General features: G+C 71.1%; 20 protein-coding genes. 12 read left to right on the forward strand and 8 right to left on the reverse strand.

The window, feature by feature from the left end; translation table 11 throughout:
* Positions 1-59: 59 nt before the first annotated feature.
* From AC2CHE_RS05530 to AC2CHE_RS05540, 3 genes are read right to left on the reverse strand one after another with little or no spacing between them, the layout of a single operon-like run.
* Positions 60-1,052 (reverse strand): ABC transporter permease subunit, encoded by a 993-nt coding sequence (locus AC2CHE_RS05530; RefSeq protein WP_484503799.1) that lies wholly within the window; start codon positions 1,050-1,052, stop codon positions 60-62.
* Positions 1,049-1,969, reverse strand: coding sequence for an ABC transporter ATP-binding protein (locus AC2CHE_RS05535; RefSeq protein ID WP_484503800.1), 921 nt, complete (start codon positions 1,967-1,969; stop codon positions 1,049-1,051). Before AC2CHE_RS05535 ends, AC2CHE_RS05530 begins: the two co-directional genes overlap by 4 nt.
* On the reverse strand, positions 1,966-2,355 hold the full coding sequence (locus AC2CHE_RS05540) for a GntR family transcriptional regulator (RefSeq protein ID WP_484503801.1): 390 nt from the start codon (positions 2,353-2,355) through the stop codon (positions 1,966-1,968). Before AC2CHE_RS05540 ends, AC2CHE_RS05535 begins: the two co-directional genes overlap by 4 nt.
* A 474-nt stretch (positions 2,356-2,829) precedes the next feature.
* On the opposite strand from AC2CHE_RS05540, the gene pseB reads away from it, so the two are divergent.
* From pseB to AC2CHE_RS05565, 5 genes are read left to right on the forward strand one after another with little or no spacing between them, the layout of a single operon-like run.
* The gene (pseB, locus tag AC2CHE_RS05545) at positions 2,830-3,816 is read left to right on the forward strand and encodes a UDP-N-acetylglucosamine 4,6-dehydratase (inverting) (RefSeq protein ID WP_484503802.1); all 987 of its coding nucleotides are present in this window, start codon (positions 2,830-2,832) and stop codon (positions 3,814-3,816) included.
* Entirely contained in the window at positions 3,813-4,970 is a 1,158-nt protein-coding gene (locus AC2CHE_RS05550; protein WP_484503803.1) for a DegT/DnrJ/EryC1/StrS family aminotransferase, read from the forward strand. The genes pseB and AC2CHE_RS05550 overlap by 4 nt, the downstream gene beginning before the upstream one ends.
* Positions 4,971-4,980: 10 nt before the next feature.
* Positions 4,981-5,817, forward strand: a complete 837-nt coding sequence (locus AC2CHE_RS05555; protein WP_484503804.1) for a hypothetical protein — start codon at positions 4,981-4,983, stop codon at positions 5,815-5,817.
* The gene (locus AC2CHE_RS05560) at positions 5,814-7,667 is read left to right on the forward strand and encodes a class I SAM-dependent methyltransferase (RefSeq protein ID WP_484503805.1); all 1,854 of its coding nucleotides are present in this window, start codon (positions 5,814-5,816) and stop codon (positions 7,665-7,667) included. Before AC2CHE_RS05555 ends, AC2CHE_RS05560 begins: the two co-directional genes overlap by 4 nt.
* Positions 7,664-8,398, forward strand: a complete 735-nt coding sequence (locus AC2CHE_RS05565; protein ID WP_484503806.1) for a cytidylyltransferase domain-containing protein — start codon at positions 7,664-7,666, stop codon at positions 8,396-8,398. The genes AC2CHE_RS05560 and AC2CHE_RS05565 overlap by 4 nt, the downstream gene beginning before the upstream one ends.
* Positions 8,399-8,403: 5 nt before the next feature.
* On the opposite strand, the gene AC2CHE_RS05570 is transcribed toward AC2CHE_RS05565, so the two are convergent.
* Positions 8,404-8,580 carry a hypothetical protein gene (locus tag AC2CHE_RS05570; RefSeq protein ID WP_484503807.1) on the reverse strand — a complete coding sequence of 59 codons (177 nt, stop codon included), beginning with the start codon at positions 8,578-8,580 and terminating at the stop codon, positions 8,404-8,406.
* Between AC2CHE_RS05570 and AC2CHE_RS05575 the strand changes: the two genes are divergently transcribed.
* On the forward strand, positions 8,569-9,450 hold the full coding sequence (locus tag AC2CHE_RS05575) for a spore coat protein (RefSeq protein WP_484503871.1): 882 nt from the start codon (positions 8,569-8,571) through the stop codon (positions 9,448-9,450). The two genes, AC2CHE_RS05570 and AC2CHE_RS05575, sit on opposite strands and share 12 nt — an antisense overlap.
* On the opposite strand, the gene AC2CHE_RS05580 is transcribed toward AC2CHE_RS05575, so the two are convergent.
* Positions 9,415-10,182, reverse strand: coding sequence for a GntR family transcriptional regulator (locus tag AC2CHE_RS05580; RefSeq protein WP_484503808.1), 768 nt, complete (start codon positions 10,180-10,182; stop codon positions 9,415-9,417). The two genes, AC2CHE_RS05575 and AC2CHE_RS05580, sit on opposite strands and share 36 nt — an antisense overlap.
* Positions 10,183-10,300: 118 nt before the next feature.
* Between AC2CHE_RS05580 and AC2CHE_RS05585 the strand changes: the two genes are divergently transcribed.
* Positions 10,301-10,936: an alpha-ketoglutarate-dependent dioxygenase AlkB gene (locus AC2CHE_RS05585; RefSeq protein WP_484503809.1), complete on the forward strand. Its 636-nt coding sequence runs from the start codon at positions 10,301-10,303 to the stop codon at positions 10,934-10,936.
* Positions 10,937-11,040: 104 nt separating this feature from the next.
* Here the strand turns inward: AC2CHE_RS05585 and AC2CHE_RS05590 are convergent, their stop codons facing one another.
* The 3 genes from AC2CHE_RS05590 to AC2CHE_RS05600 form a co-directional block, all read right to left on the reverse strand.
* Positions 11,041-12,423, reverse strand: a complete 1,383-nt coding sequence (locus tag AC2CHE_RS05590; protein WP_484503810.1) for an RICIN domain-containing protein — start codon at positions 12,421-12,423, stop codon at positions 11,041-11,043.
* 214 nt (positions 12,424-12,637) lie between these two features.
* Complete coding sequence (locus AC2CHE_RS05595) at positions 12,638-15,121, reverse strand: DNA gyrase/topoisomerase IV subunit A (protein WP_484503811.1); 2,484 nt, start codon at positions 15,119-15,121, stop codon at positions 12,638-12,640.
* A gap of 31 nt (positions 15,122-15,152) precedes the next feature.
* On the reverse strand, positions 15,153-17,210 hold the full coding sequence (locus AC2CHE_RS05600; protein ID WP_484503872.1) for a DNA gyrase/topoisomerase IV subunit B: 2,058 nt from the start codon (positions 17,208-17,210) through the stop codon (positions 15,153-15,155).
* 338 nt (positions 17,211-17,548) lie between these two features.
* Here AC2CHE_RS05600 and AC2CHE_RS05605 point away from each other — a divergent pair, with 338 nt between their 5' ends.
* The 5 genes from AC2CHE_RS05605 to AC2CHE_RS05625 all read left to right on the forward strand — a co-directional run bounded on the left by AC2CHE_RS05605 (position 17,549) and on the right by AC2CHE_RS05625 (position 22,054).
* Positions 17,549-18,805, forward strand: a complete 1,257-nt coding sequence (locus tag AC2CHE_RS05605; RefSeq protein WP_484503812.1) for an SGNH/GDSL hydrolase family protein — start codon at positions 17,549-17,551, stop codon at positions 18,803-18,805.
* 131 nt (positions 18,806-18,936) lie between these two features.
* The gene (locus tag AC2CHE_RS05610; RefSeq protein WP_484503873.1) at positions 18,937-19,782 is read left to right on the forward strand and encodes an alpha/beta hydrolase family protein; all 846 of its coding nucleotides are present in this window, start codon (positions 18,937-18,939) and stop codon (positions 19,780-19,782) included.
* A gap of 177 nt (positions 19,783-19,959) precedes the next feature.
* Entirely contained in the window at positions 19,960-20,832 is an 873-nt protein-coding gene (locus tag AC2CHE_RS05615; protein WP_484503813.1) for a sulfotransferase domain-containing protein, read from the forward strand.
* Positions 20,833-20,938: 106 nt separating this feature from the next.
* Positions 20,939-21,577, forward strand: coding sequence for a hypothetical protein (locus tag AC2CHE_RS05620; protein ID WP_484503814.1), 639 nt, complete (start codon positions 20,939-20,941; stop codon positions 21,575-21,577).
* A 90-nt stretch (positions 21,578-21,667) separates the two neighbouring features.
* Positions 21,668-22,054 (forward strand): hypothetical protein, encoded by a 387-nt coding sequence (locus AC2CHE_RS05625; RefSeq protein ID WP_484503815.1) that lies wholly within the window; start codon positions 21,668-21,670, stop codon positions 22,052-22,054.
* Positions 22,055-22,061 lie beyond the last annotated feature (7 nt).

Raw genomic sequence — 22,061 nt, forward strand, 5'->3', positions numbered from 1 at the left:
CGCGTGCAGGGCCGATGGTCAGGCGTGGTGGCCTGGCCGCTGAGGCGGTCCGGTTGTGGCTAGTTGAGGCCGCGCGGGATGCGCCAGAACGCGAAGGCGGCCAGGGCGCAGGCGAGCAGCAGGTACATGACGAGTTCGAGCCATTGGAAGGTCCAGTACCGGTCGGCGGGCTGGTACTCGACCTCGAAGTGCGCCTTCTGCTCGATGTAACAGGCGTCGTCACGGGTGCGGTCGCCGGTGCTGCACTGGGCGACCACCGAGCCGCTCAGCGGTTTACCGGCGGCGTCGAGCAGCTCGGTGCTGGCGGAGAGCACCCAGGCGCCGGGCTTGGCGTACCCCTCGATCTTGGCGACGCCACCCTTCAGGTTGATCCGGGCACCCTCAATCGCGGCGCTCGCGTTGTAGGCGACCGACTCGGTGACCGCCGGCTCCAAATGCGGGCGGATCGCGGCGGGCAGCAGGATCTGCAGCGCGGCGAAGGCAGCCAGGGTGAGGGCCATCGTGGTGACGGTACGACGGGTGAGCAGCCCGATCGTGGTGCCGGCGACCACGGCGAAGATGGCGTAGCCGAGCGGCGCGATGTTGCGGGTCGGGAAGATCAGCGGATCGAAGCGGCCACCGATCAGCCTGTCGTAGGGGCTCGCAGCCCAGGTGAGCAACGTGCTGATGGTGGCGGTCAGGGCCACTCCGGCGAGGGTGACCACGCCCAGTTTGACCGCGAGCCAGCGGCCGCGGGTGACGCCCTGGTTCCACGCCAGGCGGTGGGTGCCGGTCTCCAGCTCGCGGGCGACCAGCGGCGCGCCCCAGAACGCGCCGATCAGGGCCGGCACGAGCACGACCAGGAATCCGCACAGCAGCAGGGTGGTGAAGTAGTCGTTGTCCAGCGTGTCCCGGGCGGTGTCGAGGGTGCAGCCGGCACCGCAGTTGACCGCGGCGTCGTAGCTGTCGCGGACCTGCCGGCCGAGCACGACCAAGTACGCCGCGAGGCAAGCGGCGGCGGCGACCCCGATGAGGGCCTGCACGCGGAACTGACGCCAGGTCAGCCAGATCATCGGGGAACCTCCAGGGGCTGCCGGGAGTCGGGGCCGGCGGGTGTGGTGACCGCGCGGTTGAGGTAGGCGAGGACCATGTCCTCGAGCTCGAGCGGCGTCGCGGTCGGCAGCAGCTCGGGTAGCAGCCGGGGCAGCATGCCGCTGGTGTCCCGGACGATCAGCGTGCTCTGCCGGGCGTTGTGCTCGGCCTGGATGACCTCCACACCCGGCGGCAGCTTGTCGGGCAGGCCGGGCCGGTCCACCAGCCGGTAGTGGGCGGCCAGGATGTCGTCGACGTCGCCGGCCAGCTGCACCCGGGAACCGGTCAGCACGACCAGGTGGTCGCAAACCCGTTCCAGATCGCCGAGCAGGTGCGACGACAGGAGGACCGTGGCCGAAAGGTCCGCCACCGACTCCATCAGGTTCTGCAGGAATATGCGCCGCGCCAGCGGGTCGAGCGCGGCCACCGGCTCGTCGAAGATCAGCAGCTGGGGTCGCTTGGCCGTGGCTACGGTCAGGGCGAGTTGGGCGCGTTGCCCGCCGGAGAGGCGCCCGGCTTTCTGCGCCGGGTCGAGGCCGAGCTGCGCGATGCGCCGCTGCGCGAGCCCGGCGTCCCAGTTGGCGTTGAGCTTGGCGCCGAGGCGCATATGCTCGGCGACGGTCAGGCCCGGGTAGACGGGGGTGTCCTGGGCGACGAAGCCGACCTTGTTCAGCTGTGCCGGGTTCGCCGCTGGGCGGGCGCCGAGGACCTCGATGCTGCCCGAGGTCGGCCGGATCGTGCCGGCGATCAGGTTGAGCAGCGTCGACTTGCCGGCGCCGTTGGGCCCGACCAGGCCGACGACCCGGCCCGCCGGCAAGGTCAACGTCACGTCGGTCAGAGCCCGGTGACCGCCGCGATAGTGCTTGCTCAGCCGCTCGGTGCGCAGCGCAGGGGTCATCGGGTCACCTCGACGGCAGTCCGGAAGGTGGTCATGAACAGCGCCTCGATGCTGTCCGCGTCCAGGCCGGCCGCGAGTGCCTTGCCGAGCCACGCCCGCAGCTCCTGGCGCAGCGGTTCGTGGGCCGCGAGCGAGTCGTCGGCGAGCGTACGGGTGATGAAGGTGCCCTGGCCGGGGCGTGGCGTGATGAGCCCGAGGTGCTCCAGCTCGCGGTAAGCCTTCAGCACCGTGTTCGGGTTGATCGCCAGCTTGGCCACCACGTCCCGCACCGTCGGCAGCTGATCGCCCACCGACAGCAGCCCCACCCGCAACGCCTGCTGCACCTGCTGCACCAGCTGCTGATACGGCGAGACGCCGGACCCTACGTCAAGATAGAAGTCAATCATCCGCGCTCCATTGTCATAGTGTCGTAGCACTATAGATTGACAGAGCGCATGCCTGTCAAGATCTCAGCTCGGACCACACAGAGGCACCGCTCTGCCCGCGCCGCTCACCCAGGCCGACCTGCGCCGACTCACGCGGGACGCTCCGCGGGTGACAACAAGGCTGCCCGACTCTCCCGCGCCCAATGAGCCGGCCACGGCAACCTGCCATCCCAGCGAAGATCCAATACTCGGCAAGAGCGCCGACCAGACAAGCACGACCACAGCCCGAACAGCACTTCAAGGAAAGGCAGTATGAAGCGCCCGTCGGCAGGCACGCCGGGACGACGGCAGGTGTTCGCCAACCGGGTGCCCGGCATTCACCGCCGCACGGCACGTGGTTAACCGCGGGGCATGGGCCCGTTAACCCGCCGCGTCTAGCGTTCCCACCCGGCCGGCCGAGGCCGACCGCGAATCCGACACACACGGGAGCACCAGTTGAGCGAGCTGAGCGGATCGTCCATCCTCGTCACCGGGGGAACGGGTTCCTTCGGCAGGACCTTCCTGCGGCACCTACTCGCCGAGACCGATCCGGCCCGGGTGGTGGTCTTCTCCCGTGACGAACTCAAGCAGTACGAGCTGCGCCAGCAGCTCGGCGACGACCCCCGGCTGCGCTGGTTCATCGGCGACATCCGGGACCGGCACCGGCTGACCCGGGCCATGCACGGTGTGGACCACGTCGTACACGCCGCCGCCCTCAAGCAGGTCGACACCGCGGAGTACAACCCGTCGGAGTTCATCGCCACCAACATCACCGGTTCGCAGCACGTCGTCGACGCGGCGATCGAGGCCGGCGTACAGAAGGTGGTCGCCCTCTCCACCGACAAGGCGTCCAGCCCGATCAACCTGTACGGCGCGACCAAGCTGGTCGGCGACAAGCTGTTCATCTCCGCCAACCACTACGCGGCGCAGCACCCGACCCGTTTCGCGGTGGTGCGCTACGGCAACGTGGTCGGCAGCCGGGGCTCGGTGGTTCCGCTGTTCCGCCGGCTCGCCGCCGAGGGCAAGAGCCTGCCGATCACGGACAAGCGGATGACCCGCTTCTGGATCACCCTCGACCAGGCCGTGCAGTTCGTCATCGACTCCTTCGACCAGATGCAGGGCGGTGAACTGTTCGTGCCCCGCATCCCCAGCATGCGCATCCTCGACCTGGTCGAGGCGGTCGCCCCGGACGCCACCACCCACGAGATCGGCATCCGGCCCGGCGAGAAGCTGCACGAGGAGATGATCGCCCCGGACGACAGCCGCCGGACGCTGATCACCAAGGACCGGTTCATCGTGCAGCCGACCATCGCCACCTGGGGCTACCAGCCACCCGTCGGCTGCGAGCCGGTGCCGGACGGCTTCGCGTACCAGTCGGACACCAACGACGAGTGGCTCACGGTGCCCCAGCTGCGTGAGATGCTCGGCATCACCGCCGCGTGATGGCGATGCTTCCCTACGGACGACAGTCGGTCACCGATGAGGATGTCGCGGCGGTCGTGGAGACCCTGCAAAGCGACTGGTTGACCACTGGTCCGCAGGTCGCGGCGTTCGAGGCGGACCTCGCCGGGTGGACCGGCGGGGTCGGCGTCGCTGCCGTGTCCAACGGCACCGCGGCACTGCACGTGGCGTACGCGGCGGCTGGCGTGGGGCCCGGCGACGAGGTGGTCGTACCGCCGATGACGTTCGTGGCGACCGCGAGCACCGCGGTCGCCCTCGGCGCCAAGGTCGTCTTCGCCGACGTCGAGGACGAGACCTTCTGCCTCGACCCGGCGGCGGCCGCCGCCGCGGTCACGCCACGCACCAGGGTCGTCTCGGCGGTCGACTACGGCGGCCACCCCGCCGACTACGACGCGCTGCGCAAGTCGGTCGAGAGCAGCGACGCGCTGCTGCTGTCCGACGCGGCGCACTCGATCGGCGGCCGGTACCACGGTCGGCCGGTCGGCTCACTCGCCGACCTGACCACCTTCTCGTTCTTTCCGACGAAGAATCTGACCACCGCCGAGGGCGGCGGGGTCGCCGCGCTCGACCCGGAGATTCTCAAGCGGGCCCGCCGGTTCCGCAGCATCGGAACGGTCCGCGAGCACGACGAGTTGCACCTTCCCGACGAGGGCGGGTGGTGGTACGAGGTGCACGAGTTCGGGCTGAACTACCGCCTGCCCGACGTGCTCTGTGCGCTGGGCCGCAGCCAGCTGCGCCGGCTCGGCGACTTCGTCGCCCGGCGGGCCGCCCTGGTGGCCCGCTACAACGAGGCGCTGGCCGACCTGGACGGGGTGCGGCTGCCGGTCCAGAAGCCGTGGGCCGACCCGGCCTGGCACCTGTACCCGATCCGGGTGCTCGACGGCCGCCGCCGCGAGATCTACGAAGGGATGCGCGCCGCAGGCATCGGCGTCCAGGTCAACTACATCCCCGCGCACTGGCACCCGGCCTTCGCCGATCTCGGCTACCGGCGCGGCAGTTGCCCCGTGTCGGAGGCCTTCTACGCCCAGCAGTTGTCGCTGCCGCTCTACCCTGGACTGCGCGACGCCGACCAGGACCGCGTCATCGACGCGTTGGCTGCGGCCCTGCGCGGCGTCTCGCTCCGGCCCGCCGCCTGAGGGATCCTCGATGCACCACGCCAACCACTTCTACGGTCACGCCCACGTGCTGGCCCGCTACGCGGGTCTGGGTGACGGCCACCCGCCCCGGATCAACGGGTACGTCCAGCACGGCTGGAACATCGGCGACGGCCTGGCCCCCGGCCACCCGTACGCCGAGCGCACGCCGAGTCTGCTCTGGTCGGAGCAGACCCGGCGGCGGGCCTGGTCGGTCGGGCGGCGCAACGTCACGGTGATCGGGGCGCCGTTCGTCTATCTGCTTGCCATGCGGCCGGCGGAGGAGTCCCGGCCGCCCCGGGAGGGCACCATCTGGTACCCGTTCCACGGCTGGGAGGGCCAGCACGTCAAGGGTGACCACAAGGAACTGATCGCCCGCATCCGGGACACCGAACCCGGCCCGGTCACGGTCTGCCTGTACTGGCACGAACACCGGATGCGGCGGGTACGCCGGCTCTACGAGAACGCCGGCTTCCGGGTCATCTGCCACGGATACCGCGGGCACTGGTGGAAAGACACCGACCCGCAGTTCCTGGACCGCCAGCTCGCCGAGCTGCGCCGGCACCGCCGGGTCGCGTCCAACCGGCTGACCAGCGCCATCTTCTACGGCATCGCGGCCGGCTGTGAACCGGCGGTGTACGGCGATCCGATGGTGCTGGCCGACGAGGACCCGACCTTCGGCGGCACCGCCCGCATCCGCCGGCAGTGGCCGCAGTTGCACGGCGAGCAGGTGCACCTGCCGACCGCCGTCGCGATCGCTCACGCCGAGCTGGGCACCGACCACCGCCACCCGCCCGCCGCGCTACGGGAGTTGCTGGGGTGGGCGTACCCGCAGGAGGAGACGACGTGACAACCGAGACGACGTCGGCGGTGACGCTGCCCGGCGGTGAGATGCCCGCCTGGTCCGACCGCACGGACGAGGCCGACGACGGTCCACTCGTCGCGTTGGCCGCTCGCCTGGTGCCGGCCGGCGCCCGGGTGCTGCTGGCCGGGCCGCACGGTCCGGCGCTGCTCGACGCGCTGGCCCATGCCCGGATCACCTGCCTGCTGCGCGGCTACCCGGACGCGGCGGTGCTCGCCGGGCGGGTGGACCGGGTGCTGGTGAGCGGCCCGCACGGCCTGCCGGCCGGCGAGGAGTACGACGTGGTGATCGCCGGTGCCGGGTTGGACGCGGTCGAGTCGGTCGAAGGTGAGCGGCTCGGCTGGAACGGGCTGCTGGACCGCCTGGTGGCGGCCGTCCGCCCCGGTGGTGAGCTGCTGCTGCGGCTGGACAACCCGCTCGGCGTACACCGGCTGGTCGCCGCCGAGAGCTGGTATGCCGGCCGGGGCGATGCCGAGTGGACCGTCGGTGGGGTGCTCGACGCCGCCCGTCCCGCGAACCTGGGGCAGGCCCGCGAGCGGCTGGCCGCCGCCGGGATGATCCCCGGCACCTGCTACGCCGGGTACCCGCGTCCCGACCTGACCACCGCGTTGCTGGCCGTCGACGAGCTGGCTCGGCGCACCGGCAGCGGGTTGTTCGACGCGGTGCTGCACGCCGCCTGCACCGACGGGTACACCGGCCGGTTCGTCCTCACCGATCCGGCCCGGCTGGCCGTGGACGCCCTGCACGCCGGTCGCGCCGCCGACCTGGCCCCGTCCTGGCTGGTCCTCGCCCGCCGACCGGCCGCCGACCCGGCCACGCAGCCGACCGACACCGACCACGAGCAGACCGACCCGGCCACGCAGCCGACCGACACCGGCCCCGGGCCGGCCGAGCCCGGCGAGGCGGCTCACCCGCAGCCGCGCGCCGACCGGTCGGAGCACCTGCCACCCGGGGTCGGCGTACCCACCCGGCTGCCGGTGGCGTTGGTCGTGGGCGCGCTGACCGGCGACGCGGTGGTCGAGGTGCGGGACGGGCCGCAGGGCTGGCACTGGCACGACGGCGGGGCCGCAGCGTACGCCGGCCGGGAGGTGGCCGACCGCGACCCGGATGGTCCGGACGGACCGGTGCCCGACGGGCGTCTGCTGCGCAGCCTGCTGCTCGACGGCTGCCTGCGCCGCGACACGGCGCTGCTGCGCCGGCTGCTGCGCGGCTATGCCGACTGGCTCGACGGCCAGGCCGAGCAGGGACATCTCGGCGGCGCGGTGGCACTGGCCGGGGCGGACAACCTGGTCGTCGACGGCGACCGCTGGGCGGTGCTCGCCCGGGGCCGACGGGCCGACGCACCGTTGCCGGTCGACGTGGTCCTGGCCCGCACGTTGTGGCGCTTCGCCGCCGAGCTGCTCACCGGCGGGTACGCCCACCCGTGGACCTCCACGCTGGACGTTGCCGGGCTGACCGTGGTGCTCGGTGGGGTCGCCGGACGCGACTTCGACAGGACGGTCGTCGAGGCCGCGATGCAGCCGGCGGCGACCACGGTCGCACCGACCGACCCGCCGCCGGGCCCGCGCAGCTACCAGCAACTCCGCGAGGCGTGGCGACGGCAGCAGGACGAGAACACCCGGCTGACGGCGCTGCTCACGTGGACCGAGAACCTGCTCACCTCGCGGGAGCGGGCGCTGCGCCGGGCAGAGGCGAAGATCAATCTGTTGAGCGGTTCGCTGAGCTACAAGGTCGGGCTGCTGGCCATCGCTCCGGCCCGGATGGCCCGGCGCGGCGCCCGCGCCGCCAAACGCCGAGCCCGCGCCGCCATCTCCACGAAGCAGGGAGGACAGCAGTGACGGACCGGATCGTCGGCATCGTGCAGGCGCGGATGGGCTCCTCCCGGCTGCCCGGCAAGGTGCTGCGCCCACTGGCCGGACGCAGCGTGCTCGGCCGGGTGGTCCGGGCAGCCCAGGACAGCGGTGTGCTGGCCGACCTGGTGGTGGCGACCAGCAGCGACAGCAGTGACGACGCGGTCGTCGCCGAGTGTGACCGGCTCGGCGTCGCCTGGCACCGGGGGCCGGTCGACAACGTGCTGACCCGTTTCGTCGGCGCCCTGGACGACCATCCCGCCGACGCGGTCATGCGGTTCACCGCCGACTGTCCGCTGCTGGACCCGGAAATCGTCAGCCTGGTCGCCTCGGTGTATCGCGCCGTGCCGGGGCTGGACTACGCCAGCACGTCGATCGCCCGTACCCTCCCCCGGGGTCTGGACGTCGAGATCATCCGGGCGGACGCGCTGCGTACCGTCGACCGGCTCGCCACCGACCATCACCGGGTGCACGTGACCTCGTACGCTTACGCGCATCCGGAGGTGTTCCGGGTGCTCGGCGTGACCCTCACTCCGGACCGTTCGCAGCTGCGCCTCACCCTCGACACCGCTCGCGACTGGGATCTGGTCCGCGCGGTGGCCGACCACTTCGGTGACGTCAGCGTGCCGCTGGCCAAGCTCGCCGACTGGCTCGACGGGCAGCCGGCGCTGCGCGCGCTGAACGCCGACGTCCGGCAGAAGCGATTGGATGAGCGCTGAGCACGTTACGAGTCGGACTGCGCTGTGACGCGGGGCCACTGCGCGGTGTCGGGCACCTGGTCCGTTGTCTCGCCCTCGGTGAGGAGTTCCAGGCCCGGGGCGCGATCGTCGAGGTCTTCGGCACCGTCGACGGCGTCGGTTGGGCGGCTGACCAGCTCACCGCCCGGGGTATCCCGTTGCACCCCGGCCCGGACAGCCCGGACGACCTGGTCGCCACGGCCCGCCGACACGACCTCGACGTGCTGGTCCTCGACTCGTACGAGCTGGATCCCGCCGGTGCGGGAGCGCTGCGGGCCGCCGGGGTGCTGACCCTGGCCATCGTGGACGGGGACACCCGGGGCCAGGACGCCGACCTCTATCTCGACCAGAACTTCGCCACCGACCTGGCGGTGCCGGCGGGCAGGCTGCTCGCCGGCAGCGGGTACGCCCTACTGCGGGAGGGTGTCCTGGCCGCCCGGCCGGCGGCCCCGCGCCCGGCGGTGACGGTGCAGCCGCCCTCGGTGCTGGCCTTCTTCGGCGGCACCGACGCGGCCGGCGCGGCACCGGTGCTGACCGAGGCGCTGCTGTCGACCGGCCGGCCGATGGAACTCACAGTCGTCGTCGGCCGGCCCGAACTGGGCGGGCGGATAGCTGGGCTGACGCCGGGCCCGGGGCAGTCGCTGCTGCCGGTGCCCCCCACCGGCACGCTGCCCACCCTGATCGCCGCGGCAGACCTGGTGGTCAGCGCGGCCGGCACCTCCACCTGGGAACTGTGCTGCCTCGGGGCCCCGTCGGCGCTGGTCTGCGTGGTGGACAACCAGCGCGAGTCGTACCACCGGGTGGTGGCGGCGGGTCTGGCCGCCGGGCTCGGCGAGCTGCCCGCGCTGGCCGGCGGCGGTCCTGCGCTCCGCGCCGCCACACGCACCCTGGCGGAGCTGCTCGACGACGGGGCCCGTCGGGCGGAGTTGTCCGCCCGCGCCTGGGCCGCCGTGGACGGGCGCGGACGGGAGCGGGTGGTGGACGCGGTGCTGAAGGCGCTACGACGCGTCGCGGCTGGCTCCCCAGTGCAGTGACAGGCTCCGCGCGGCCCGGTCGGTGTTGATCTCCATCATGCTGCCGAGGATCGTCGCCCGGTCGGCGACGATGGCGGTGCCGTCCAGCGTGTAGGTGGTCCGGTCGCTGATCAGCACGGCAGCACCAGGTGTGTCGTCGAGGTGTGCCGCCAGCGCCCCGTCGAGGATGCCGGGCCGGATCGCCTCGGTGGCCCGGGCAACCGAGACACCCCGGGTGGCGAGCGCCTCGTACAGGGAGGTCGCGGTGAAGTCCACCTCGCGCAGGCCGTCCGCGTGCGATGCGCGTACCCAGGAGACCTGGTGCACGGCGCGGCGGCCGGCGAACGCGCGGACCCGCTCCAGCCGCAGCCCGGATTCGGTGGGGCCGGCCCGCAGCGTGCCGGCGACCCGGGCGGGCAGCCGACGCACCGCGCGGCCGACCACGGCGGTACGCACCTCGTGGCCCTGATCCCGCAGGTCGTCGGCGAAGCTGCGCAGCGAGCCGAGCCGGTACGCCAGGTGTGGCGGGGTGACGAAGGTGCCCCGGCCGGGCTGCTGCTCGATCAGCCCTTCGTCGCTGAGCTGCCGCAACGCCTGCCGCAGCGTCATCAACGTGACCCCGTAGGCGGCGCTGAGGTCACGCTGGGAGGGCAGCGCCCCGCCGGCCGGATAGTCCCCGGATCGGATCTTGGCGGCGAGGTCCGCGGCGATGGTGCGGTACCGCGCCGCAGGCACGTCCTGCCCGGTAGCCATGCCGCCGCCCCGCCTCCTATCCTCCGGCGTCCGCCGCCGGGTCCGCGCCGTCGAGCAGGCGTCGCATCAGCGCCGCGCCGGTAGCACTGGTGTGCTAAATACCTGCTAGGCTGCGGGTATGTCGCAGGCCGCGTACCAGCCGTCGATGCTGGAGGTCACCGACGCGGCGCCCACCCTCGGCCCGCTGGCCGGGCAGCCGCGCCGGCACCCGCTGAGCCGGGGCGCCTGGGTCGACCATTTGCCCGGCTGGGTGCGCGGCTCCGACCAGGTGCTCGACGTGCTGCTGCGCGAGGTGCCGTGGCGGGCCGAACGGCGCACCATGTACGACGCCGAGGTCGACGTGCCCCGGCTGCTCAGCTGGTACGGCGCCAGCCGGCCGTTACCGCACCCGGTGCTGACCGCCGCCCGCGCGGCGCTGACCCGCCACTATGCCGACGAGTTGGGCGAGCCCTTCGTCACCGCCGGGATGTGTCTCTACCGCGACGGCCGGGACAGCGTCGCGTGGCACGGCGACACCCAGGGCCGCTCCGCACACATCGACACCATGGTCGCCATCGTCTCCTTCGGCTCGCCGCGTCAGCTGCTGCTGCGCCCGCGTGGCGGCGCAACCAGCCTGCGTTTTCCGCTCGGCCACGGCGACCTGGTGGTGATGGGCGGCTCCTGCCAGCGCACCTGGGAGCATGCGATACCCAAGACCGCCCGCCCGGTCGGCCCCCGGGTCAGCGTCCAGTTCCGGCCGGCCGGCGTCGCCTGAGCAACATCCACCGCACCCGCAGCATCCGAACGATGGCGAGCCGAGCCCGCCCCCGCCGGATCGACGGGAGCGGGCTCGCCTTCACCCACAGCTGCGGCTGCGGTTCAGAACTGCGCGAAGAAGCGCCACACCTCGCCCTTGGTCCAGGTCCTGGCGCCGCTGTCGCCGCCGCCGTCGACCGGGCCGGGGGTGTGACCGCCGTCGAACGCGCCCCACTGCACGGGATAGCCGGCCCGGCATCCCGAGTAGACGGTGGTGATGTGCGTCCGGCTGCCCGCCGCCGGCTCCGGTGGGTTCTGCGGGGTGCAACCGTTGTTGCGGACGAACCGGTCCCGCAACGACCGCCCGCTGGCGATGTTGTCGGAGATGCCGTGGATGCCGAAGTACGCGATCGGCTGGGTGCCACCACTGCACCCGCTCAGCTCCCGGGGGGCGCCGTAGACCGCGACGGCCCGGAAGACGTTCGCGCGGGCACAGGCGAGGGCGTAGCTCATCGCCCCGCCGTAGCTGAACCCGAGGGCGAAGCGCTGCGTGGTGTTGACGCAGAGGTCGCTTTCGATCCGACGAATCATGTCGTCGACGAAGGTGACGTCCTCGCCACCGGAGTTGGCCCAACCGTTGCCGATGCCCTGCGGCGCGACCAGGATCGCGGTGTTGTCCGACTGCTCCTGCTGCCCGTAGTAGGCCCAGGCGGCCCCGTCCGCTCCACCGTAGGCGACGTCGCCGGCGGTGCCGCCCCACCAGTGGAACGCGAACATCAACCGGTAGCGGGTGTTGCTGTCGTAGTTGGCGGGGATTCGCAGGATGAACTGGCGGCTCTGGCCGCCGCTCTGGATGGTGTGCGTACCGTTGCCCAGCGTCGGCGTCCCACCACACCCCGCGCCCGGCTCACCGGTCGGTGGCGGCGACGTGGGGCCACCCCCGTCGACCCGCGCCAACTGCCACTGCTGATTGGCCCCGTTCCAGTCGGCGTACTGCACGACGTTCGCGCCATCCGCAGTGGCGGCACCCTGCACCTCCACAACCTTGTCGCTGTGCCGACTGACCAACCGGACATGACCACCATCGGAGTCAGCCAACCGGAACTGCTGATTCGTGCCATTGTGATCCGACCACTGCACCACCGCCGCACCATCAGCCGTCGACCCGTTCGACACATCCAGCACCTTGCCCGAATGCCGCGACTTCACCCGGTAGAAGCCACCACCGGAATCCACGAACTGCCACTGCTGGTTCGCGCCGTCGTTACGCGTCCACTGACTGATCCGCGCACCGTCGTTGGTCGCCAGACCGTACACATCCAATGCCTTACCACTGTTGCGATTGACCAACACGTACCACGCGTTGGGGTCGACTGTCGCCGCCGCTGCGGGTGTCGCATTGATGGCGACGAGGCTGCCGGCCGCCAGGACGGCGGCACCGACCGCCGCCACGACCGACCGTTGCCGACGCCTGGGAGGAGAGGCGGGACGAACCTCACCAATCATTGATCCACTCCTTCGACTAGGACCACGCGCGGTCGGGAAGGACGCGCGTTGTCGCAGGCACCGACGTTGTGGATGGTGGTGTCGACACGTCGGGCCACCAGCGAGCAAGCCCCAACGTATCGTCGTCATACGTCATACGTCAATGACGGGCGTCGATGAATTGCGGCGTGCCGGACGAGTTGGGCCCGGCACGCCAGAATCGAGCAGCAGGTACCTAATCGCGGTCGATCTGGTGACCCACCACGGCTGGGCCGAGCATGACGGCGAAGCCGGAACCGTCACGGCGCGGGTCGGCCGCCGGCAGCTCCACCGCCTCACCGTTGGCCGTCGAGCCCACCGGCCGGGGACCGACCCAACCGACCACCACGTCGGTCTCACCCTTGAGGAACCGATGGGCACGCACCCCGCCGGTCGCCCGCCCCTTCGCCGGGTACGCCGACAGCGGCGTCACCTTGACCGTCGCACCGGTCGAGGTGACCACCATCGGCTCACCGTGCTCCGGATCGTCGGTGCGGATCGCGCCGAAGAACACCAGCCGCGCCCCGGACGACAGGGCGATCCCGGCCATCCCGCCGCCCTTGAGCCCCTGCGGGCGGATGGTCGCGGCGGGGAACCGCAGCAGCGAGGCCGCACTGGTCAGGAAGGCGAGCGCCTCGGTGCCGTCGACCAGCCAGGTCGCCCCGACCACCTCGTCGCCGTCCCGCAGCCCGATCACCTCGAACTCGTCGGATCGCACCGGCCAGTCCGGGGCACAGACCTTCACCACGCCCTGCCGGGTACCGAGGGCCAGGCCCGGGGAGCCCTCCGCGGAAGCGCCGAGCGGCGCCAGGCCGACCACGGTCTCCCCCGGCTCCAGGGGCACCAGCTCGGCGGCCGACATCCCGCCCCGCAACGACACCGTGCCGGCCTGCTCCGGCAGCACCGGCAGCGGCAGCACGTCCACCTTGAACGCCCGGCCGGCACTGGTCACCAGCAACACCCGCCCCCGCGCGGTGGAGTGCACCACGGCGCGTACCGCGTCGTGCTTGACCCGGCCGTGCCGGCGACGCCCCTCGGCGGATTCCTCCGACTCGGCCGCGGTGCGGGCCACCAACCCGGTTGCCGACAGGATCACCTGGCACGGGTCGTCGGCCACCTCCAACGGCCCGGCCGGCGCGGACGCGGCCAGCACCTCCTTGAGGTCACCGTCGACAAGCGTCGTCCGCCGGGGCGCGGCGAACTGCTTGACCACCGCGGCCAACTCGTCGGATACGACCTTCTTCAGCACGTTCTCGTCGTCCAGGATGGTGGACAGCTCGGCGATCTCGGCCCGCAGTTTCTGCTGCTCGGCCTCCAGCTCCAGCCGGTCGTACTTCGTCAGCCGTCGCAGCGGGGTGTCCAGGATGTAGTTGGCCTGGATCTCGGAGAGTTTGAACTGGCGCATCAGGCCGCTCCGGGCCGCCTGGGCGTCCTCGCTGCCCCGGATCAGCTTCACCACCTTGTCGATGTCGAGCAGCGCGATCAGCAGTCCGTCGACCAGGTGCAGCCGCTCCTCCCGCCGGCGCTTGCGGTACGCGCTGCGCCGGGTCACCACCTCGTAGCGGTGGGCCAGGAACACCTCCAGCAGCTCCTTGAGCCCCAGGGTGCGTGGCTGCCCGTCGACGAGCACCAGGTTGTTGACGCCGAAGGACTGCTCCAGCGGGGTCAAGCGGTAGAGGTCGGCGAGCAGCGCCTGCGGGTTCACGCCGACCTTGCACTCGATGACCAGCCGGGTACCGCTCTCCCGGTCGGTGAGGTCCTTGACGTCGGCGATCCCGGTTAGCCGCTTGGTCTTGTTCACCTCGTTGGTGATCGCGGCGATGACCTTCTCCGCACCGACGCCGTACGGCAACTCGACCACCGTGATGGCCTGCCGGCCCCGGCTGCCCTCCAGCGGCCCGACCTCCACCTTGCCGCGCATCCGCACCACGCCCCGGCCGGTCTCGTACGCCCGGCGCACCTCGTCCAGGCCGAGCAGCATGCCGCCGGTGGGCAGGTCGGGACCGGGCACGAACTCCATCAGCTTGTCGAGGGTGGCGTTCGGGTGCCGGATCAGCCACCGGGCCGCCGCGACGACCTCGCCCAGGTTGTGCGGGATCATGTTGGTCGCCATCCCGACCGCGATTCCGGCGGCACCGTTGACCAGCAGGTTCGGGAAGGCGGCCGGCAGCACGGTGGGCTGGGTCAGTGAGCCGTCGTAGTTGGGCTCGACGTCGACGGTGTCCTCGCCCAGCTCACCGACGAGCAGCATCGCCTCCCGCGACATCCGAGCCTCGGTGTATCTCGCCGCTGCCGGTCCATCGTCCGGGCTACCAAAATTTCCATGCCCGTCGATGAGTGGCACGTTGAGCGAGAAGTCCTGCGCCAGCCGGACCATCGCATCGTAGATCGCGGTGTCGCCGTGCGGATGGTACTTGCCCATCGCGTCCCCGACGATCCGGGCGGACTTCACGTGCGCCCGGTCCGGGCGGTGGCCCTGCTCGTACATCGACCAGAGGATGCGGCGGTGCACCGGCTTGAGGCCGTCGCGGGCGTCGGGCAGCGCCCGGGAGTGGATGACCGAGAAGGCGTACTCCAGGTAGGAGTCGGACACCTCGGTGGTCAGCGGGTTGTCGATGATCCGCGCGCCGGCCCGGTCGAACGCGGAATGGTCGACCTTCGTCTCCTTGCGGCGTGCCATGGCTCAGCTTTCCTTCCGAGAGACGCGGTGGTCAGGCGTCGATGGCGGCGCGGTCGACCCGGTCGGCGGAGTCGATCAGCCAGTTGCGGCGCGGCTCGACCTTCTCCCCCATCAGTAGTTCGAGGATCCGCTCGGCGGCGTCGACGTCGTCCAGGTTGATCCGGCGTACCGCGCGGGTGGCCGGGTTCATGGTGGTCTCCCACAACTCCTCGGCGTCCATCTCGCCGAGACCCTTGAACCGGGGCACCGGTGTGACGATCTGCTTGCCGGCCTTCTCGAACCGGCGCACCGTCGACTCCATCTCCGCCTGGGTGTAGGTGTAGACGGTATCCGGATTGCGCCCCTTGGTGGTGATCTTGTGTAGGGGTGGCATGGCGGCGTAGAGCCGGCCCGCCTCGATCAACGGTCGCATGTACCGGGCGAAGAGGGTGATCAGCAGCGTCCGGATGTGTGCGCCGTCGACATCGGCGTCGGCCATGATCAGCACCCGCCCGTAGCGCAGCGTCGACAGGTCGAAGGTACGCCCGGAGCCGGCGCCGAGCACCTGCACGATCGCCGCGCACTCGGCGTTGTCGAGCACCTGCTGAAGGCTGGCCTTCTGCACGTTCAGGATCTTGCCCCGAATCGGAAGAAGCGCCTGGTACTCCGAAGACCGGGCAAGTCGGCCTGTTCCGAGGGCGCTGTCCCCTTCCACGATAAACAATTCACTTCTGTCGATTCCCGAGGCGCGGCAGTCGACGAGCTTGGCGGGCATGGCCGCGCCTTCGAGGGCGGTCTTGCGGCGGGCGGCGTCCTTCTGCTGCTTCTGGGTGAGGCGTACCCGGGACGCGTCGACGATCTTCTGGAGGACCGTACGCGCCTCGGTGCGCGTCCTGCGGTCGTCCAGCCAGGACCTGACGTGCCGCTCCACCAGGCCCTGCACGACCTTGGTGATGCCGGCGGTGGAGAGCTCGTCCTTGGTCTGCGAGGTGAACTGCGGCTCGGGCACCCGCACGTGCACCACCGCCGTCATGCCCTCCAGCACGTCGTCCAGGGTGGGCGCGTCCTCCTTGGCCTTGAGCAGGCCCCGGGTGTTGCGTACGGCGTCGGCGAGGGTACGCGCCAACGCCCGCTCGAAGCCCTTGCGGTGGGTGCCGCCGTGGGCGTTGCGAATGGTGTTGGTGAAGCACTCGACAGTGCGTTCGTAGCCGGTGCCCCAGCGGAAGGCGATCTCGACCTCGGCCCGGCGCTGGACGTTCGACTGCATGACGCCGTTGGCGTCGGCGGCGTTCTCCCGGTACGTCCCCTCCCCGGTGACCAGCAGGGTGCCGGAGACGGGCCGGTCGCCGGCCGGTACGAGGAACTCCACCATGTCGGTGAGGCCGTTGGGATAGTGGAAGCGCTCCTCGGTGGGCTCCTCCGTGGTGCGGTCGTGCAGCGTGTAACCGACACCCGGGACCAGGAACGCGGTGTGGCGCAGCTTGGCCCGCACGGCGTCGTGGTCGAGGGTGGCACCGGTCTCGAAGTAGCGGGGGTCGTGCCAGTAGCGGATCGAGGTGCCGGTGCGGCGGCCGCGCTTCATGGCGCCGATGACCTGGAGCCCCGGGCCGGGGGTGAACGGCGCGTCCGGGCCGTCGCCGTCGAAGACGCCGGGCACCCCGTGCCGGAACGACATGGCGTGCACCTTGCCGCCCCGGCGCACGGTGACGTCGAAGCGGCGGGACAGGGCGTTGACCGCCGAGGCGCCCACGCCGTGCAGGCCGCCGGAGGTCTTGTAGCCGGAGCCGCCGAACTTGCCGCCGGCGTGCAGGCGGGTGAGCACCAGCTCGACACCGGAGATGCCGGAGCGGGCGTGCACGTCGGTGGGGATGCCCCGGCCGTCGTCGTCGACCTGCACCGATCCGTCGGCGTGCAGGACGACCTCGACGCTCGTGGCATGGCCGGCGACGCCCTCGTCGGTCGAGTTGTCGAGGATCTCGTTAACGAGGTGACCCACGCCACGGCTGTCGGTGGAGCCGATGTACATGCCGGGCCGCTTACGGACGGCGTCCAGCCCCTCGAGGTGGGTGAGGTCGTCGGCCCCATACAGGGTGTCAGGCTCTGCGGTCAACTGGTCGTACTCCCCGGTCTCGGCGATGTGCTCCCCCGCGCCGTCGGCGGTCTGCTCGGCGCGGGCACGCCGCAGCGAGCGTAGCCGCACCCCCCGACGACCTGTGCGGACACCCGCCCGGCACGCCGGTACCGCTGCTGGCGGACCTGCTGTGGCCAACGTCCCGGCTGCCGGCCTTATGCCCCGGCGACGGTGCGCGACGCCGGCCACGGGAGCCTCCGCGACCCGCTGGACCCGTCCGTCACAGATGTTTCCCACTGTTGACGTTCGTCACACCTGCGTGATCTCATCACCACAACGGAGGATCTTTCACATTTCTATGAACGGATGGGAAGCCGATGTCCGCGTTGCGTCGTACCGCCGCCGCGATGGCCCTGGCCGTCACCGCAGCGGCCCTCTCCACCGCCGTCGCGGCCCCCGCCGCCTCGGCCGCACCACCCACCGCGGCGGTGGCCCTCGGTGACAGCTTCATCAGCGGCGAGGGTGCCGGCTCCTACCAGCCAGTGGTCGACGCGACCGGCGTGGCGCGGAGTTTCCCGGGGTGGACAGCACCCAACAGCAACGCCTTCTTCTGCCACCGCTCCGCCAACGCCTCGCTGCACCGGGCGACACTGCCCGGCATCCAGGACCGGTTCAATCTGGCCTGCTCGGGCGGCCAGCCGCACGACGTCGCCGCCGCCTCGTCGGCCCGGACGAACGGCCGCCAGGTCGCCGCCCAACTCGACCAGCTCCGCGCGGTCGCCCAGACCCATGACATCGACCTGGTGCTGATCGGGCTCGGCTCGAACAACAGCTCGTTCACCTTCGGCGGCGTCGCCGAGAAGTGCGCCAACCAGTTCATCGCCGACGCCTGGACCGGCTGGTGGGAGTTCTGGGCGTACCTGAACGGGCCGGTGGAGCAGAAGCCGTGCAGCGACGCCGACCTGGCCACCGCCGCTCAGATCACCGCCGCGACGGCGGAGACCACCGCAGCCGTACGCCAGATCCTGACCACCCTGCGCGAAGTGGACGCCGACGGCCAGCACCGGGTGGTGTTGCAGGACTACACCAACCCGCTGCCGCTGGACCTGGCCCCCACGTACCACTCCGAGGACAACCGGGACGACACCCGGGACAAGTTCCGCGCGCTGGGCGCCGAGCGGTACGCGGCCGGCTGCCCGATCCACCGGGCGAGCCTCGCTCCCGGTCATCGGTTCTCGCAGGGGCTCGGCACCATCGTGCGCTCCGCCCGAGACACCCTGGCCGCCGAGTTCACCGGTGCCGACCTGGTCTACCTCAACGTGCAGCGGGCCTTCGACGGCGCCCGGCTCTGCGAGAACACGAACAGCCCGACCGGTACCCTGGCCACCCCGATCCGGCTGATGGACAACCCGCCGAACGGCACCTTCGTGACCAGCCTCTCCGGCAAGGACAAGATCGCCATCCAGCGGATCGCCAACACCTGTGTGAGCTACTTCCAGACCTGCCAGGAGTCGTGGCACCCGAACGCCGCCGGGCACGAGGTACTGGGCCAGTGCCTCTCCGGCGCGGCCACCACCGCCGCCCGCTCGGTCGCCTGCGTACGCGGCTCCAACGGCGCGATCAGCGTCTCCTGAACGCACCAGACGGGTCACGGCGTGCCCCGGAACCAGGCCGGTTCCGGGGCACACCTCGCTGGGACGCAGTCCCGGCGGGGGCGACCCCCAGCCGCTACCTACCCGCCCGTAGCCTGTTTGGCGTGAACGCGGTGGAGTACCAGCAGGAATTCGTCCAGGTTGACGGTGCCCGGCTGGGCATCCAGGTCTACCCGGAACCCGTCGGTGTGGCCGACGCCCCGGTGGTGCTGATCGCACCGGCGATGGGGGTCCGCGCCCGTTACTACCGGCCGTTCGCCGCCGCGCTGCGCGCCGCCGGGCTCGCCGTGGTCGTGGCGGACCTGCGCGGCACCGGCGAGAGCACTCCCCCGCCCAGTCGTAGCTCCCGGTACGGCTACGCCGAACTGGCCGCCGACATCGGGGCGGTACGGGCGGCCCTCAAACCCCGGCTGAACGGCCGGCGTACCCTGCTGCTGGGGCACTCCCTCGGCGGTCTGGTCACCGTGGTGCACCTGGCCCTGCACGGCGAGGACGAGGTGGACGGGCTGGCCCTGATCGCGGTCGGCATCCCCTACTGGCGTGACTTCACCGGCCCTCGGCGGTACGGGTTGCTGCCGGTGTCCCAGGGCATCGCCGCCACGGCCCGGTTGCTCGGGGTCTGGCCCGGATGGGGCTTCGGTGGCCGGCAGGCGCGTGGGGTGATCCGCGACTGGGCGCACATCGCCCGCACCGGACACTTTCCCGAGCTGGACGGGGTGGACACCGAGGCGGCGATACGCCGGATCCACACCCCGGTGCTGGCGATCAGCGTCGACGGCGACCAGTACACCCCGCATCCCAGCCTGGACCGGCTCTGCGCCAAGCTGACCGCAGCTCCCGTCGAGCGTGAGCGCTACGGCGTGCCGGGCACCGACCTGGACCACTTCACCTGGGTACGTGCCGACGGGCCGCTGGCCGCGCGGGTGGCCGACTTCACGGCCAGCCTGCCGGCCCGCTGACGCGGCCACCGCCGGGCGGCCGATAAGATCCACTTCGGGATTGACATTAATAGGGCCGTCAGGGATATTCCTAGCGCATTGTTGACGGCGCAGCCCGGAGGTTTGCGGCCGACACGACCCAGGCGAGAAGAAACGTGATCAACCTCGTCTTGTAGGCACACGGGAAAGGTTCGGATGATGATCAATCGAACGCTCGATTTCGCCAAGCAGCACGCACCCAATTCGGTACGTGTCGTCATTCGGCGCGCACAGCTCGAAGCCCACAACAGTCGGATGCGGCTGACAGTACCGGTGGTCGCGCGCTGCGAATACGACAACATTTACCACTGCACCGTTCACAAAACGGGCAGCCAGTGGGTGAAGGCGCTGTTCAGCGATCCCGTCGTCTACCGCCACTCCGGCCTGCTGCCGTACGATCCACGCTTCTACAAGGGCCGCCTCCACGACATCCCGCCGGGCCGTGCGGCACTGGCCGTCTTCCGCTCCTACAAACGCTTCAAGGCGATCTCGAAATCCGACAACCATCGCGCCTTCTTCGTCATCCGGGATCCCCGTGACATTGTCGTCTCGAGCTACTTCTCTCTACGTAACTCGCATGCCCCCATGGGCGACATTCCGCAGGCTCGGAAAGTTTTGCAGGACAAGTCAATGAAGGAAGGCATGCTGTACGCCATCAACCGCCTCTCCGAACGGAATCTGTTCAAGAGCCTACGGTCGTGGGCGACTGCGAAGCCGTCGGACAAGTTCCGCCTGTTCCGATACGAGGCCCTGACCGGCGAGCAGCAGCTCGACGAGGTGGATCAGCTCATGCGGCACTGCGGGATTGCCCTGCCGCCGTCCGAGCTGGCGGACCTCCTCGACCGTTACAGCTTCTCGCGGATGCGGAAGGAACAAGAGAACTCGGGTCGGATCTCCCACTACCGGAAGGGTAAGGCCGGCGACTGGCGCAATCACTTCGATGACGAGATCTACGAGGCTTTCACCGCCGCTACGGGCAACCTGGTCGAAATCCTCGGTTACCCAGCGCGTGACCGAGCTACCGGCACCTGAGGCGGGGAGGCGTTCCACCCCGACCGGCTCATCCCGCCCCGACCGGGCGATTAGCGGTTCCGAACCTGGGTAAGCCGCTGCGCCCGACACGGTGGAAGGGGATCCAATGTCTGACAGCCACACCGCACTGCGTTCGATGCACGACCTGGGCCTGGCGGCCTGGTTCGGCGGCTCCCTGATGGGTGCCTTCGGTGTCAACGGTGCCGCAGCCCGGATGGGTGACTCGACCCAACGACTCTCGATGGCGTCGACCGGTTGGAGCCGGTGGACGCCGGTCAACGCGGCGGCCATCGGCGCCCACCTCGCCGGGGCGGTCGGCGAGCTGGTGACCGAGAGCCCACGCATGGTCGCCCAGGCCGGGGTCGGCCGGGCCAGCGCCGTGAAGACCGCGCTGACCGTCAGCGCCCTGGCGGTCACCGGGTACAGCCGACTGCTCGGCATGCGGCTGGCCAAGGCCGGACAGCCGTCGGTCGAGGGGGTCACCGAGCCAAACCAGCAGACCCCGGCGAACGTGGCGTCGTGCCAGCGCCAGTTGAAGATGCTGCAATGGGCGATTCCGGCCCTGACCGGCGCCCTGATCGTGGTCACCGCGTACATGGGTGAGCAGCAGAAGCCAGGGCAGGTCATGCGCGGCGTGCTCGGCCGCGTGGGCGGCATGGGCCACACGTCGAAGACGATGGGCAAGGGCGCCGGCGGAATGGCGACGGCCAAGGCGATCCGACAGATGACGATGTCCGGCCGCTGACGGCGGAACCACACGAACGCCGGCGCACTCAGGTGCCGGGGCGCCGGTGTCGCCCAGAGCGGCCACCGGACACCGATCAGCGAGGTGGCCATGACGGACAGGGACAGGCAGGACCGGGCACCCGAGGGTGTCGCACCCTGGGGGACCACCGACGGCTTCGACGCGGATCCGCCGTGGGGCGCCGGTGGGGACTCCCCGATGGACGAGGGCAGCGAGGAGACCGCTGTGCCCGAGGGACGACGCGGTGAACGACGCGCGGACGCCCCCCTCGCCGGCGACACGACTGACCGGCCCGCCGGGCGGCACGGGTTCGGCTCGGTGGAGCCGACCCGTGCGCCGGTGGCCGGGCCCGGGGCGCCGCCGGACCCCGCGCCGTCGCGGCGCAGCTTCCCGGACGACGCCGCCGATGGGGACCTGCCGGACAACGCGCTGGAGGAGGCGACCGGGATGCACCCGGAGGGAACCTGGCGCGGGTGAGCGCCAC

The organism is Micromonospora sp. ATLC16 (genome assembly GCF_057196645.1).

Coding starts and splice junctions, on each gene's coding strand:
- AC2CHE_RS05530 (WP_484503799.1), bottom strand. CDS start 1,052: ATGATCTGGCTGACCTGGCGTCAGTTCCGCGTGCAGGCCCTCATCGGG.
- AC2CHE_RS05585 (WP_484503809.1), top strand. CDS start 10,301: ATGTCGCAGGCCGCGTACCAGCCGTCGATGCTGGAGGTCACCGACGCG.
- AC2CHE_RS05590 (WP_484503810.1), bottom strand. CDS start 12,423: ATGATTGGTGAGGTTCGTCCCGCCTCTCCTCCCAGGCGTCGGCAACGG.
- AC2CHE_RS05595 (WP_484503811.1), bottom strand. CDS start 15,121: ATGGCACGCCGCAAGGAGACGAAGGTCGACCATTCCGCGTTCGACCGG.
- AC2CHE_RS05580 (WP_484503808.1), bottom strand. CDS start 10,182: ATGGCTACCGGGCAGGACGTGCCTGCGGCGCGGTACCGCACCATCGCC.
- AC2CHE_RS05620 (WP_484503814.1), top strand. CDS start 20,939: ATGTCTGACAGCCACACCGCACTGCGTTCGATGCACGACCTGGGCCTG.
- AC2CHE_RS05615 (WP_484503813.1), top strand. CDS start 19,960: ATGATCAATCGAACGCTCGATTTCGCCAAGCAGCACGCACCCAATTCG.
- AC2CHE_RS05535 (WP_484503800.1), bottom strand. CDS start 1,969: ATGACCCCTGCGCTGCGCACCGAGCGGCTGAGCAAGCACTATCGCGGC.
- AC2CHE_RS05605 (WP_484503812.1), top strand. CDS start 17,549: ATGTCCGCGTTGCGTCGTACCGCCGCCGCGATGGCCCTGGCCGTCACC.
- AC2CHE_RS05555 (WP_484503804.1), top strand. CDS start 4,981: ATGCACCACGCCAACCACTTCTACGGTCACGCCCACGTGCTGGCCCGC.
- AC2CHE_RS05625 (WP_484503815.1), top strand. CDS start 21,668: ATGACGGACAGGGACAGGCAGGACCGGGCACCCGAGGGTGTCGCACCC.
- AC2CHE_RS05540 (WP_484503801.1), bottom strand. CDS start 2,355: ATGATTGACTTCTATCTTGACGTAGGGTCCGGCGTCTCGCCGTATCAG.